At 70.7% G+C, this 12,286-nt stretch carries 14 protein-coding genes; 10 read left to right on the top strand and 4 right to left on the bottom strand.

Going from position 1 to position 12,286, the window contains the following annotated elements; genetic code table 11:
- Positions 1–171 precede the first annotated feature (171 nt).
- Complete coding sequence (cysQ, locus tag V5F67_RS15170) at positions 172–954, bottom strand: 3'(2'),5'-bisphosphate nucleotidase CysQ (protein WP_394017796.1); 783 nt, start codon at positions 952–954, stop codon at positions 172–174.
- 235 nt (positions 955–1,189) lie between these two features.
- On the opposite strand from cysQ, the gene chpT reads away from it, so the two are divergent.
- The 3 genes from chpT (at position 1,190) to copM (ending at position 2,844) form a co-directional block, all read left to right on the top strand.
- Entirely contained in the window at positions 1,190–1,843 is a 654-nt protein-coding gene (gene chpT / locus V5F67_RS15165) for a histidine phosphotransferase ChpT (protein ID WP_394016970.1), read from the top strand.
- A gap of 42 nt (positions 1,844–1,885) precedes the next feature.
- Positions 1,886–2,359 carry a hypothetical protein gene (locus V5F67_RS15160; protein WP_394016971.1) on the top strand — a complete coding sequence of 158 codons (474 nt, stop codon included), beginning with the start codon at positions 1,886–1,888 and terminating at the stop codon, positions 2,357–2,359.
- 65 nt (positions 2,360–2,424) lie between these two features.
- On the top strand, positions 2,425–2,844 hold the full coding sequence (gene copM / locus V5F67_RS15155) for a CopM family metallochaperone (RefSeq protein WP_394016972.1): 420 nt from the start codon (positions 2,425–2,427) through the stop codon (positions 2,842–2,844).
- Between the two features lie 103 nt (positions 2,845–2,947).
- Here copM and ctrA read toward each other — a convergent pair whose 3' ends face one another.
- Positions 2,948–3,649 (bottom strand): response regulator transcription factor CtrA, encoded by a 702-nt coding sequence (gene ctrA, locus V5F67_RS15150; protein WP_394016973.1) that lies wholly within the window; start codon positions 3,647–3,649, stop codon positions 2,948–2,950.
- Positions 3,650–4,102: 453 nt separating this feature from the next.
- Here ctrA and V5F67_RS15145 point away from each other — a divergent pair, with 453 nt between their 5' ends.
- From V5F67_RS15145 to V5F67_RS15135, 3 genes are all read left to right on the top strand, one after another.
- Positions 4,103–4,498: a flagellar export protein FliJ gene (locus tag V5F67_RS15145; protein WP_394016974.1), complete on the top strand. Its 396-nt coding sequence runs from the start codon at positions 4,103–4,105 to the stop codon at positions 4,496–4,498.
- 145 nt (positions 4,499–4,643) lie between these two features.
- Positions 4,644–5,183 carry a sigma factor-like helix-turn-helix DNA-binding protein gene (locus V5F67_RS15140; RefSeq protein WP_394016975.1) on the top strand — a complete coding sequence of 180 codons (540 nt, stop codon included), beginning with the start codon at positions 4,644–4,646 and terminating at the stop codon, positions 5,181–5,183.
- The gene (locus V5F67_RS15135; protein ID WP_394016976.1) at positions 5,162–6,928 is read left to right on the top strand and encodes an anti-sigma factor domain-containing protein; all 1,767 of its coding nucleotides are present in this window, start codon (positions 5,162–5,164) and stop codon (positions 6,926–6,928) included. Before V5F67_RS15140 ends, V5F67_RS15135 begins: the two co-directional genes overlap by 22 nt.
- A 5-nt stretch (positions 6,929–6,933) precedes the next feature.
- Here V5F67_RS15135 and V5F67_RS15130 read toward each other — a convergent pair whose 3' ends face one another.
- A complete protein-coding gene (locus V5F67_RS15130; RefSeq protein ID WP_394016977.1) occupies positions 6,934–8,115 on the bottom strand; it encodes a GGDEF domain-containing protein in 1,182 nt (393 codons plus the stop codon).
- A gap of 271 nt (positions 8,116–8,386) precedes the next feature.
- Here V5F67_RS15130 and speB point away from each other — a divergent pair, with 271 nt between their 5' ends.
- The 4 genes from speB to V5F67_RS15110 all read left to right on the top strand — a co-directional run bounded on the left by speB (position 8,387) and on the right by V5F67_RS15110 (position 11,677).
- Positions 8,387–9,367 (top strand): agmatinase, encoded by a 981-nt coding sequence (speB, locus tag V5F67_RS15125; protein WP_394016978.1) that lies wholly within the window; start codon positions 8,387–8,389, stop codon positions 9,365–9,367.
- Between the two features lie 104 nt (positions 9,368–9,471).
- Positions 9,472–10,572, top strand: a complete 1,101-nt coding sequence (locus V5F67_RS15120) for a calcium:cation antiporter (protein WP_394016979.1) — start codon at positions 9,472–9,474, stop codon at positions 10,570–10,572.
- Between the two features lie 72 nt (positions 10,573–10,644).
- Entirely contained in the window at positions 10,645–11,055 is a 411-nt protein-coding gene (locus V5F67_RS15115) for an NADH:ubiquinone oxidoreductase subunit NDUFA12 (protein ID WP_394016980.1), read from the top strand.
- Positions 11,056–11,083: 28 nt separating this feature from the next.
- The gene (locus tag V5F67_RS15110) at positions 11,084–11,677 is read left to right on the top strand and encodes a DUF2155 domain-containing protein (RefSeq protein WP_394016981.1); all 594 of its coding nucleotides are present in this window, start codon (positions 11,084–11,086) and stop codon (positions 11,675–11,677) included.
- On the opposite strand, the gene aat is transcribed toward V5F67_RS15110, so the two are convergent.
- Entirely contained in the window at positions 11,614–12,285 is a 672-nt protein-coding gene (gene aat, locus V5F67_RS15105) for a leucyl/phenylalanyl-tRNA--protein transferase (protein ID WP_394016982.1), read from the bottom strand. The genes V5F67_RS15110 and aat overlap by 64 nt on opposite strands.
- Position 12,286: the final 1 nt, after the last annotated feature.

Genomic DNA, 12,286 nt, shown 5'->3' with positions numbered 1-12,286 from the left:
GCGGCGGGCAGACCCATTGCCCAGGATCGCAGCGCGCCCCGAATCGCGAAACATTGTGGCACGTAGTGTGACGCCCGTGAGGCGCCGCGCGGGTTTTGCCGACCTGTCGCACGGCAATCACCATCGCCGATGCGGATTATCGTTCCCTTAACCGGGTGCCGCCGCGCAATGTCAGGCGGGCGCGCGGCCCGCGCCCCAGACGAGGAAGCCATTTACCTTGAAGCCGGATTCCTTGTGGCCGTAGGTGAGGGCAGAGCCGTCCGGCCGGGTCACCGCGCCACCGGCGGCGCTCACCAGGGCATGGCCGGCGGCGGTGTCCCATTCCATCACGGTGCCGAAGCGCGGATAGAGGTCCACCTTGCCCTCGGCCACGAGGCCGAACTTGAGCGCCGAGCCGGCGGGGATCATCTCGGCCACCGCGTGCCGGGCGACGAAGGCGTCCGTCACGGGGTCGCCGTGCGAGCGGCTGGTGGCGACGCAGAGCGGGCCGTCCGGCACCTGGCGGCAGCCGATGGGCTGCCAGTCCTGCGCGTCCACCGGCGCGCCGGGCGCGCGGATGGCGCGGAAGGCGGCGCCCGGCCGTCCGGCGAAGAGCAGCGCCAGCGCCGGCGCGTAGACGATGCCGAGCACCGGCCGGCCGTCCTCCACCAGGGCGATGTTCACCGTGTACTCGCCGTTGCCGGACAGGAACTCGCGGGTGCCGTCCAGCGGGTCCACCAGGAAGAAGCGGGGGCCCGGCTCCACCTGCGCGCCCGCCGACATGGCCTCCTCGGCGATCACCGGCACACCTGGCGCGAGCCGCGCGAGGTGCGCGCAGATGATGGCCTCGGCCTCGCGGTCGGCCTTGGTGACGGGGCTCTTGTCGGCCTTCTCCTCGGCCGTGAAGCCTTCCGCCTCGATGCGGCGGATGGCGACGCCGGCGTCCAGCGCGGCCGCGGCGAGGCCCGCCAGCAGCGGGGAATCCGTGGGAAGGGGGGCGCGGGGCGACGGGAGAGGCTCGATCATGGCGGGCCTCCTATCACCCTTCCCCGGTGGCGTCGACGGCGGCCTGGGCCACCAAAGGTGGTGGTTTGCTGCCGCACCGGCTCCGTTGTATCAGAGCCGACCTTGCCCATGAGGATTCGGGCGGGCGCGCCGGGCCCTGCCGGGTCCGGGCGCCGCGCCGGTCCACCACCACGCGGGAGCCGTCATGTCCACCAAAGCCGCCGGCACCGCGCCCGAGGTTTCCGCGCTCGATCTCGCCGCGCTCCTGTGCTCGCGCGTCTGCCACGACGTCATCAGCCCGGTCGGGGCGGTGGTGAACGGGGTCGAGGTGCTGGAGGACAAGGACGCCGCCGATATGCGCGAGGTGGCGCTCGATCTGATCGCCAAGAGTTCCCGGCAGGCCTCGGCCCGGCTCCAGTTCACGCGCCTCGCCTTCGGCGCCGCGGGCTCGGCCGGCGCCCGCCTCGATCTGGGCGATGCCGAGCAGGTGGTGCGCGGGATGATCGAGGACGAGCGCACGAGCGTGGACTGGCGCCTGCCACGCGAACTGCTGCCGAAGAACCGCGTGAAGCTGCTGCTCAACCTCGTCCTGCTCTCCACCACCACCATTCCGCGCGGTGGCGCCATCATCGTCTCGGCGCTGGGGGAGGGTGACGCCATGGGCTTCCGGCTCGAAGCGACCGGCGTCAGCGCGCGCATCCCCCAAGGGGCTGAATCGCTGATCGGCGGCCAGGTGCCGGACGGCGGCCTCGATGCGCACGTGGTTCAGCCGTATTATGCCGGCATGCTGGCGCGCGAGTCCGGCATGACCGTGCGGTTCGTGCAGGACGGCGACATGGTGACGCTCACGGCCGCCTGATGCCGCCCCGGCGGAACGGGGCCGGGCGGCGGGACGAATGCGATGAATCTGATCTGGCGTGTGGCGATCCTTGTCGTGGCTGTGGCCGGGCTTCACCCCGCGCCGGCAGCGGCTTCGGCCCATGGCGGCTACCCCGAGGCGGCGGCGACGGCCGAGCTCCTCGCCGAGGCCCCTGCCGCTGCACGTCCGGCTCCCGCCACATACGAGATGGCCCCGATGCCGCACGCCGCGGTGCTGGCAGCCAGGGCCGCGCCGACGTCCACCTCCGTATCGTTCGAGACCACACCGGCCACGGGTCCGGCAGCAGCGGGCGATTCAGCCGGCGATTGCAGCCACGCCGGCCCGGCGTGCTGCAGCATGCCGGCGTGCGGGGCCGTCTGCCACATGGCGGCGCCGCTCCACGTGGCGCCCTTGGAAATGCCCGCCCGCATCGCGCGCGTCGCCATGCGCCGCGTGCCCGATCCGGCGGCCCATGCTGGAGAGGTGGCTCTGCCGCCGCCGCGCATGCGGGCCTGACGGCTTTCGGCGCCGGCCTTCAGGCGCCGTTCAGTGCCCATCCATCATCATTGCAGGAGAGACCCATGCGGTCGCCCAATCGTTCGGCGCGCCTTGCCGCCGCCGCTTGTCTAGTTACCGGCGCTCTCACCATCGGCCTATCGGGAGCCTTCGCCCAGTCGCCCATGCCGGGCCACGACGCTCACGGCGCGGCTGCCGCGGCGCCGGCCGGCAGCCCGTCCACCGCTGCCTTCAAGGCGGCGGGCGCGCGCATGCACGCCGACATGGACATCGCCTATTCGGGCGATGCCGACATCGACTTCGTGCGCGGCATGATCCCCCACCACGAGGGGGCCGTGGCCATGGCGAAGATCGAGCTCGCCTTCGGCAAGGACCCGCAGATCCGCAAGCTCGCCGAGGCCGTCATCAAGGCCCAGGAGGAGGAGATCGCCTTCATGAAGGCGTGGCTTGCCGCGGCCGAGAAGGGGAAGGCCGGCGGCAAATAGCCGACGAGCCGGCCGCCGGGTGATCCCGGCGCCGGCCCAAACAAAAGCGCCCCACCCGATGCGGGTGGGGCGAGCTTGGCTTGCGAGGGAAGGTAGGGACGGCTCAGACGGCGATGCGCTCGGCGCCGGGCATCGGCTCGCGCAGCACATAGCCGCGGCCCCACACGGTCTCGATGTAGTTCTTGCCGGCGGAGGCGTTCGCGAGCTTCTTGCGCAGCTTGCAGATGAACACGTCGATGATCTTGAGCTCGGGCTCGTCCATGCCGCCGTAGAGATGGTTGAGGAACATCTCCTTGGTGAGGGTCGTGCCCTTGCGGAGCGAGAGCAGCTCCAGCATCTGGTATTCCTTGCCGGTCAGGTGCACCCGGTTGCTCTCGACCTCGACCGTCTTTGTGTCGAGATTGACGACCAGGTCGCCGGTCTGGATCACCGACTGGGCATGGCCCTTGGAGCGCCGCACGATGGCGTGGATGCGCGCCACCATCTCGTCCTTGTGGAACGGCTTGGTGAGATAGTCGTCGGCGCCGAAGCCGAAGCCCTTCACCTTGTCCTCGGTGTTGGCGAGGCCGGACAGGATCAGGATCGGCGTCTTCACCTTCGCGACCCTGAGCGAGCGCAGGACCTCGAAGCCGGACATGTCCGGCAGGTTGAGGTCGAGAAGGATAATATCGTATTCGTAGACCTTGCCGAGGTCGACGCCTTCCTCACCGAGGTTGGTCGTATAGACGTTAAAGCTCTCGGTCTTCAGCATCAATTCGATGCCCTTGGCCGTCGCACTGTCGTCCTCGATGAGCAAGACGCGCATGGCAATCCCTTTCCTCGCAACTGCTCGAAAGACGGCCTGGGCCGCCTTTCGCGTGCTCGGGCGACGGGTGATTCGCGTTAGGTCTGTAGAATCGTTAACAGAAACAGATTCTCTTCCACAAGGGTGTGCGTGAAAATCCTTGTGCACGGGAGTCAAGACTGACTCTGTTCCAGGCACTTAAGTCTTTCCGCACGCCCTCCACGCGATCAGCCCCCGCCCGAGTTCCCCCGGACGCCGGACGGGCGACGCAGCCCGCGTCACCCGACCCTTGCAGCCATGATTAACGAAGGCGGTAAACGATTGGTTGCCGCGGCGGACGTTCCGGCAATTTTCTTCTCGCCGGCCCGGCGACGGTAAGAAACGGGCAACCGCGATGGGACATTCTCCGAGGGTCGAGGGTCCAAAGCGAGCGCCGCGGCCTTCTCATCCTGTGTGTGTCCGGAGTTTACGGTGATGAAGTCGCGAGAGCCTTTGATCCGCGCCAAGAGGTTCCAGATCGACGACAAGCGCCGGCGCCTGGCGCAGATCGACATGATGATCTGCGAGTTCGAGCGCATGGCGCAGGAGCTCGATCGTGACATTGCCGCCGAGGAGCGCCGCTCCGGCATGTCCGACCCCCGGCACTTCGCCTACCCGCCGCTGGCCATGGCCGCCCGCAACCGCCGCGACAATCTGACTCATTCGGTGAGCGAGCTCAGGACCCAGCGCGAGGAGGCGAGCGCGGCGCTGGCCGAGGCAGAGGCCGACCTTGCCTTGGTGGAGACGGCCGGCGAGCTCGATCGCGCCGGCAAGGCGGAGGCGGGTCCGCGCCGTTCATCCTGGAGGAGCGCCGAGGCGCTTCGCCCCTGATGTCGGGCTGGTCGGTATCGCCGTAGCGAAGTTGCGGCGCAGCAAGGGAAATTTGCGATTTCAGGCCTCGGCGGGCCTGCGGTGTGACGACAAACGGCAGAGGCTCCGTTAGGGTTGCAGGCGACCAACGGAACATGAGGTCGTCATGGCGCTCACCCGCGAGGTCCAAGATTTGATCGTGCGGGTCGCGGAGGACGACCGGCGCGCCTTGGCCGATCTCTATCGCCTGTCGGGCACAAGGCTCTACGGCATCGTCCTGCGCCTGCTGCGGCGGCCGGACCGCGCCGAAGAGGCCATGCGGCTCGCCTTCCTGCGGATTCACGCGCAGGCCACGCAATACCAGCCGGAAGACGAGCCGGTCTCCTGGCTGGTCGCGATCGCCCGGGCGAGCGCGCTCGATATCGCCCGCGCCCACGATGAAGCCGCTGCCTTTGAGCCGTTTCACGTGCCGCCTGCCGCCGTCGATCCGCTGCGGCGGCGGGACCGCAGCTCCGCTTTGGCCCGCCTTTTGGGCTGCCTCGGCGCGCTTTCCGAGGAACGGCGCCGCATGGTGCTCCTGGCCTATTACGACGGCTGGAGCCGCGAAGCCCTCTCTGTCTATTTCGATGCGCCCGTGGCCACGGTGAGAGCCTGGCTCGCCCGCAGCAGCAGCGAGATCGCGACGTGCCTCACCCGGCGTCCGTAAGGCCGAAGGCCAGCGACCAGGATCGCGCGCTCGCCGCCGAATATGTCGTCGGCACGCTGGACGGGGCCGAGCGCGAGGCCGTGCGCCAGCGCCTGCGCGCCGACGCCGCCTTCGCCGGGCTGGTGCGCAAGTGGGAGCGGCGTCTTGCGCCGCTGCACGAGCTCTCGGTGCCCGTCGCGCCGCCGCCCGCGCTGCTGGGCACGATCCTTGCCGCCCTGCCGCCGCAGCGGGTGAAGGACGCCGCGCCCGGGCACGAGGGGGCGCCGCCATCGCCGGACAGGCCTCGGGCGGCTCCGAGGTCTCCGGCACCTTGGGCCACGGCCCGGCCCGCCGCTTTCCCGCCGCCTGCGCCCGCCCTGCCGGGCGCGGCGCGGCAAAGCGGATCGCGGCCACCCTCGGTGGCCGTGATGTCCGCCTCGGGCAGCCGCGCCGCGGTCGCGGCCGTTCCCGCGCCGCCGACGCAGGCGGATCGCACCGAGACGCTTCGGGCCATGAGCGAGACCATCGCCTCGGAATGGGAAGGCCTGCTCGCCGGCCTCGACCAGCTGGAGGCGGAAATCCGCGGCCAGCTGCCCGAGCCCGAGGCGTCCCCGGACGTTCCGGGCGCGACGGCGGAACTGGCGGCCGCGCCACTGGTCCGCCTGGTCGCGCCGTCGTCCGCGGCACCGGCAGAATTCCCGGCCGACGCGCCGCCGGAGCCGCTGCGCGCGGCCCGGATCGGGCTGCTCGGCCGCATCGCCGGGCGCTGGGGCCGTGCCGCCCCAGCGGCGCCCGAGCCACCGCCGCCGCCCGCCTCCGACCTTGCGGCCGGTGGGCCGGAAGCGACGGAGGAGGCCCGGCCGGCCACCGAGCCGCGCGGCTCGATCGCCGCCGTTCTCGCTCCGGCGGTCGTGGACGCGGCGCCGGAGGGCGACGTGCCGGCCGTTCCGTCTTCGTCCGAGCCGTCGGCCGCCGAAGCGTCGGCATCGGTGGTGCCGCCGGACGAGAGCGCGCCGATGCCGCTCGCCGCCGCGCTGTCGGGGTGCGCCGACGCTTCCGGCGCGGAGCCCGCCGCCGCGGACCCGCCGCACCCGCCCGGTGCGGAACTCTCCCTGGCTGAAATCCAGCCGCCGGACCCGGGCGCCGCCGCACCGCAACTGCAGCCCGCGACCCCAGCTCTGGACACGCCCGGCGACGCGTCCGCGCCGTCCGTCAGCGAGCCGGCGCTGCCCTTGGAGCTGGAACCGCAGGCCGGCGCGGCCGTCAGCGAGGTGGCCGCGTTCGCTGCGCCGACGCCATCTGCGCCCCCTGATCGTGCGCGCCGGTCCGTTTCCGAAACCGGCCTGTGGCGCGCGGTGGCGGCCATCTTCGCCATCTTTGCCATCGGGCTCGGTGGGCTGACCGCCTATCGGCAATGGATCTGGCCGCGGAACGGAGACTATGTCGCCGTGCTCCAGCCGCAGTCGACGCCAGCCGTGGTCGTTCGGGTCGATCCGGAAAGCGGGGTCCTGTTCGTGCGCGCCTTCGCGCCGCCGCCGCCGGAGGGGATGGCCTACCAGCTTTGGCTGCGGCCGAAGGGCGAGCGCGCGGTGCCGCTCGGACACTTCTCGTCGGGCCTTGCGGTCCGCGCGCCGGAACTTGGCGCCGCCGATCGGAGCATGCTGCGTGCGGCGACGGTGGCGGTCACGCTCGAGCCTGCGCGCGGGGCGGGCGCGGGGGATGCGCCGGGTATGGTGGTCTTCGAGGGGCGCCTGGTGCCCGAATAGGCGTGTCAGGCGCGGGCGGCGCGGACCTCGAACAGCGGCTCGCCCGACGGGGAGAAGCTGATCACGCGGTTCCGGCCGAGGCGCTTTCCCTCGTAGAGCGCATGGTCGGCCTGCTGGATCAGGTCCTCCACATCGACGAAACCGTGCGCGTCCGGATCGTAGCTCGCCGTGCCGATGGTCACGGTCACCGGTCCCTCCTGGGCCTGCACCAGCGGCAGCTCGCGTTCGGCCACGGCGCGCAGCCGCTCGGCGATGCTCCGCGCCACCTCCGCCCGGGCTCCGGGCAGCACCACGCAGAATTCCTCGCCGCCGTAGCGGCCGATGAAATCGCCGGCGCGCAAGGCCTCGCGCGCACCCCGCGCGAATGTGCGCAGCACCGCGTCGCCCACCAGATGCCCGAAGCGGTCGTTGATTGACTTGAAGTGGTCGAGGTCCACCATCAGCACCGAGAGCGGCCGGCGCTTGGATAGGGCGTCTTCCAGGAGCAGGCGCGCGCGCTGTAGCGTCATGCGGCGGTTGACGAGCCCCGTAAGGGCATCGTGGGACGCGAGCCGGTCGAGCACCATGAACAGCGAGCCCATGCCCCACGCGACCGCGAGGCAGATCGCAAGCAGAAGCATGATCGCCTGCGGTCGGCCGTGGATCGCCGCGTCCGGCGAGAGCAGGCCGCTCAGGACGCCGATGCTCCGCGCCAGATGGAGCAGGGCGAAGCTGCTCAGCAGCACCGTCGCCACCATGCGGGACAGCAGCGGCGCGCCCGCCTCGGTCTGCAGCAGGGTCGCGCTGCCGACGCCGGCCCACAGGGCCACCACCAGCGAGACGATGGCGATGCGCGCCGACAGCTGGTCGCCAAAGGCGAACGTCGCGGCGAGCATGGCGGTACCGATAGCCGTCGCCGCCAGGACGAGCGGTATGTGCGCCGGGCGGCCGTCGAATACCCGGACACCGGACAGGACGAGGCCGAGACCGAAGAAGATCAGCCCGTTGCCGAGCAGTGAGGAGATCGGAAGGGGCAGGGTATCCCGCAGGTAGACGAGGAAGCACCCGGAGCCGAAGCACAGGCTGGCGCCGGCCCAGTAGGACAGTGCCTCCGATTCCGCCCGCACGCAGGCCACCGCCTGCATGGCGCCCACCAGCAGGCTCAATATGGTGGCCGTGAGGAACAGTGTCGGGACGTCAAGCGTCATCTCGCTCTGGTTGCCCCCCTTCATGCATCGCCCGCGAAGATTGCTAAGCTAAACGAATTGGCGGAGCCGGCAATGGGCAACGGCCCTGTCCTGACGCAGGTAGCGGCGTGGCGTGTCCTGCGACCGGCCCCGCGCGCCGGCCCCGGTCGCCCCCACCCGGGCCGTTCGGCGGGACACGGCGGGTGAACGAGGCACTGGATCATGGCTCGAGAGTAGGGGATATCAATGCGAGCGCGGTCCCCAGCCGGACCGGCCGCCGCAGGAGACCGACATGGCCGATCCCACCTTGCCCCGTCCCGTCGACCGCGCGCTCGATCCGGGGTTCCGCCACGGCCAGTCCACGGAGCCGAACTATTCCGGCGCCGCCTCGTTCCTGCGTCGGCGCTACGCCCGCGACGGCGGCGGCGCCGAGGTGGTGGTGTGGGGCGTGCCGCTGGACGTGACGGTCTCCAACCGGCCCGGGACGCGCTTCGGGCCGCGCGCCATCCGCGCCGCCTCCACCATCCTCGATGGCGACCCGTTCTTTCCGTTCGGCTTCGATCCGTTCGCGGCGCTCGACGTGGCGGACGCGGGCGACTGCGTGTTCGACTACGGCCTGCCCGCCGGCATCCCCCCGGCCATCGCCGCGCAGGCGCGCGCGCACTATGCGCGCGGCTGCCACCTGGTGACGCTCGGCGGCGACCATTTCCTCACCTATCCGATACTGCAGGCGCTGACGGAGCGGCTCGGCGGGCCGGTGGCCCTGGTGCAGTTCGATGCGCACCAGGACACCTGGGACGACGCCGGCGACCGGGTCGATCACGGCACCATGATCACCCGCGCGGTCAAGGATGGCCTGATCCTGCCGGAGCGCTCGGTGCAGGTGGGCATCCGCACCCACGCGCCGCAGAGCTACGGGATCGAGATCATCGACGCCCTCACCGCCGGGGAGATGGGGCCGGCGGCGCTCGCCGCCCGCATCTGCGAGCGGGTGGGGGATGCGCCCTGCTACCTCACTTTCGACATCGACGCGCTCGACCCGGCCTTCGCCCCCGGCACCGGCACGCCGGTCTGCGCCGGGCTTTCGACGCGCGAGGCGGTGTCCTGCCTGAGGCGCCTAGGTACATTGAATCTCAAGGGGTTCGACGTGGTCGAGGTGTCGCCACCCTACGATCATGCCGAGATCACCGCGCTCGCCGGCGCGACGCTCGCCAGCGCCTATCTCTGCCTTCTCGCCGAACGCAAGGGAAACGGCGTCGCGCCGGCGCCGTAGGGCGCCGTTACCGCGCCAGCGGGTTCCGGCGTGTTGCCCCGGCGGCGCTTGTGCGCTGCGGCGCGATGTGCGAGACCGCCGCCATCCCTGAATTGGAGGCGCATGTGGGCGGACACCGGACCGGGCGGGCGGACTATGTGATGCCGGCGCTGGCGCTGGGATTGGCCCTGACGCTGATGGTGTGGCCGGACCTCGCGCCGGAGCACCGGGGGCCGGCCGCGACCGCGCTCAGCCTGCTCGCCACGGCGCTGCTGACCGGGGCCGCCTTCGCCACCGTCTCCCACTCCGACGTGGTGGCCTCGCGCCTCGGCCAGCCGTTCGGCACGCTGGTGCTGACCCTGTCGGTGACGGTGATCGAGGTCTCGGTGATCGCCTCGCTGATGCTCTACCAGGAGAACAACCCGACTCTGGCCCGGGAATCCGTGCTCTCGGTCATCATGATCGTCACCTCCGGCATCGTCGGCCTGTGCCTGCTGCTGGGCGGCTTCAAGCATCGCGAGCAGGAGATCGCGCAGCAGGGCGTCACCGGCTATCTCTCGGTGATCATCGCCCTGGGCGTGATGCTGCTGATCCTGCCCAACGAGACCCACGCCCACACCCGCGGGACGTTCACGCCGTTCCAGCTGATCTACATGGCGTTCGTCTCGATCGGGCTCTACGGCCTGTTTCTCTACATGCAGACCGTGCGCTACGCGGAGCATTTCGGCGCGCAGCAGCCCGGCCACGGGCAGGCGCCGCCGAGCCCGCGCCGGTTCACGCTCGCCCTGGTGATGCTGCTGCTCAGCCTCGGCGCCGTTGTGGCGCTCTCGCGCCATGTGGCGGCGGGCGTCGAGAACTTCCTCGGCCAGTTCGAGCTCGCCGACCCCGACGCGGTGAAGGGCGCGCTGCTGGCGGCGCTGGTGCTGATGCCGGAGGGCATCAGCGCGGTCCGGGCGGCGGCGCGCAACCACCTCCAGCACAGCCTCAACATCGCGCTGGGCTCGGTGCTCGCCACCATCGCGCTCACCATTCCGGCCATGGCGGCGATCAGCATCTATATCGGCAAGCCCATGGTGCTCGGCCTCGATCCCGAGGACCGCACGCTGATGGTGCTGACCTTCGTGCTCTGCATCCTGTCGTTCGGCACCGGGCGCACCAACGCGCTCACCGGCATCGTCCATCTGATCGTGTTCGTGGTCTATGTGATGCTTCTGTTCGTGCCGTGAGCGTGCCCGGTGGACAGGGGGAGGGCGAGGTGGCATGTTCCCGGCCGACGTCGCAAGCGAGGCGAACAGGCCGTGAAGACCCTTCTGCTCTATATCTTCACCTGGTGGGAGAAGCAGACCGTGGGCACCTGGTGGTGGACCCGGCGCTTCGGCGAGCACGTGGGCGACGACGAGTTTGGCAATCGCTACTATCGCACCAAGGGCGGCGCCATCGACCCGACGCTGGGGTTTGAGCGCCGCTGGGTGATCTACAGCGGCTATGCCGAGGCCTCGATGATTCCTTCCGGCTGGTGGGGCTGGATCCATCATCGGGTCGACACCCCGCCCACCGCCGAGAACTACAAGCCGCGCGACTGGCAGAAGCCGCACCGCCGCAACATGACCGGCACGCCGGGCGCCTATCGCCCGAAGGGTTCCGTTCTCGCCGGCGGCCTGCGGCCGCGGGTGACCGGCGACTACAAGGCCTGGACGCCGGGCGAATAGGGCGGTGGTGCGGATTTCCTCCCGTCTCATGGCGGCGTGTCTCGCGGCATCGGTCGCAGCCGTCTTTGGCCTCGGATCGTCGGCCGTCCTCGCGCAGAGCCAGCGCCAGGGCATCGAATCCCAGCCGGTCCCGCCACCGCCGGGCGGTCTCGTGCCGCGCCAGCCCATGCAGCCGCGCCCGCAGGCGGCGCCTCCGGCCCAGCCCGCGCCGCTGGCCGCCGGTCCTCAGACCGAGACCTCCCCGGATGGCGACGTGGTGGTGGTCCAGCCGCCCTCGGTGAAGATCGCCAACGCGTTCGCGGTGTTCGCGGGGCTCGACAAGATCACCGGCCGCATCCGCACCTTCGACGTCGCCATCGGCGAGACCGTGCAGTTCCCGAACGAATACGGCCTGCAGGTGACGCCGCGCGTGTGCTACACGCGCCCGGCGACCGAGCAGCAGAACACCACCGCCTTCGCCGAGGTGAACGAGGTCACGCCGAAGGGCGAGGCGCGGCGCATCTTCACCGGCTGGATGTTCGCCGCGAGCCCGGGCCTCCACGGCGTGGAGCACCCGATCTACGACGTGTGGCTGGTGGGCTGCAAGGCGCCCATCCCCGACACGGCGGCGGGCCAGCGGTAGAAGTCGCCCTCGGCCTGGAGCGCCTGGTCGAGCAGGCGGTGATACTGGCGCCGGGAGACCTCCAGCGCGCCGAAGGTCTTCAGGTGGCTGGTGACGAACTGGGTGTCCAGAAGGCGGAAGCCGCCCGCTCTCAGCCGGCCCACGAGATGCACCAGGGCCACCTTCGAGGCGTCGCGCTCGCGGTGGAACATGCTCTCGCCGAAGAAGGCGCCGCCGAGCCGCACGCCATAGAGCCCGCCCACCAGCCGCCCGTCGCGCCAGGCCTCCACCGTGTGGCACCGACCGCGCTGGAACAATTCGCCGTAGAGGCGGCGGATGCGCTCGTTGATCCAGGTCTTCTCGCGCCCCTCCTGGGGCTCGGCGCAGCCGTCGATGACGCCCTCGAAATCGGTGTCGACCCGGATCTCGAACTTGTCCGAGCGCACCGTGCGGGCGAGGCGGGAGGATATCTGGAAGCCGTCCAATGGGACGATGCCGCGCCGTTCCGGCTCGATCCAGTAGAGGCCGGGATCGTCGGCGCTCTCGGCCATGGGGAAGATGCCGCAGGCATAGGCCTTCAGCAGCACGTCCGGGGTGATCTCGACGATCTGGTCTGACAGGCGGCTCATG

The sequence above is a fragment of the Xanthobacter pseudotagetidis genome (genome assembly GCF_043194795.2).
Taxonomy (GTDB): Bacteria; Pseudomonadota; Alphaproteobacteria; order Rhizobiales; family Xanthobacteraceae; genus Xanthobacter; species Xanthobacter tagetidis_A.
The sequence above is the reverse complement of the archived record's forward strand: the minus strand, read 5'-3'. Positions and strand labels throughout refer to the sequence as shown.

Excerpts from the sequence above, each read along its gene's own strand:
- chpT (WP_394016970.1), top strand. The coding sequence starts at position 1,190 with ATGTCCACCAAAGCCGCCGGCACCGCGCCCGAGGTTTCCGCGCTCGAT.
- V5F67_RS15160 (WP_394016971.1), top strand. The coding sequence starts at position 1,886 with ATGAATCTGATCTGGCGTGTGGCGATCCTTGTCGTGGCTGTGGCCGGG.
- copM (WP_394016972.1), top strand. The coding sequence starts at position 2,425 with ATGCGGTCGCCCAATCGTTCGGCGCGCCTTGCCGCCGCCGCTTGTCTA.
- ctrA (WP_394016973.1), bottom strand. The coding sequence starts at position 3,649 with ATGCGCGTCTTGCTCATCGAGGACGACAGTGCGACGGCCAAGGGCATC.
- V5F67_RS15145 (WP_394016974.1), top strand. The coding sequence starts at position 4,103 with ATGAAGTCGCGAGAGCCTTTGATCCGCGCCAAGAGGTTCCAGATCGAC.
- V5F67_RS15140 (WP_394016975.1), top strand. The coding sequence starts at position 4,644 with ATGGCGCTCACCCGCGAGGTCCAAGATTTGATCGTGCGGGTCGCGGAG.
- V5F67_RS15130 (WP_394016977.1), bottom strand. The coding sequence starts at position 8,115 with ATGACGCTTGACGTCCCGACACTGTTCCTCACGGCCACCATATTGAGC.
- speB (WP_394016978.1), top strand. The coding sequence starts at position 8,387 with ATGGCCGATCCCACCTTGCCCCGTCCCGTCGACCGCGCGCTCGATCCG.
- V5F67_RS15110 (WP_394016981.1), top strand. The coding sequence starts at position 11,084 with ATGGCGGCGTGTCTCGCGGCATCGGTCGCAGCCGTCTTTGGCCTCGGA.
- aat (WP_394016982.1), bottom strand. The coding sequence starts at position 12,285 with ATGAGCCGCCTGTCAGACCAGATCGTCGAGATCACCCCGGACGTGCTG.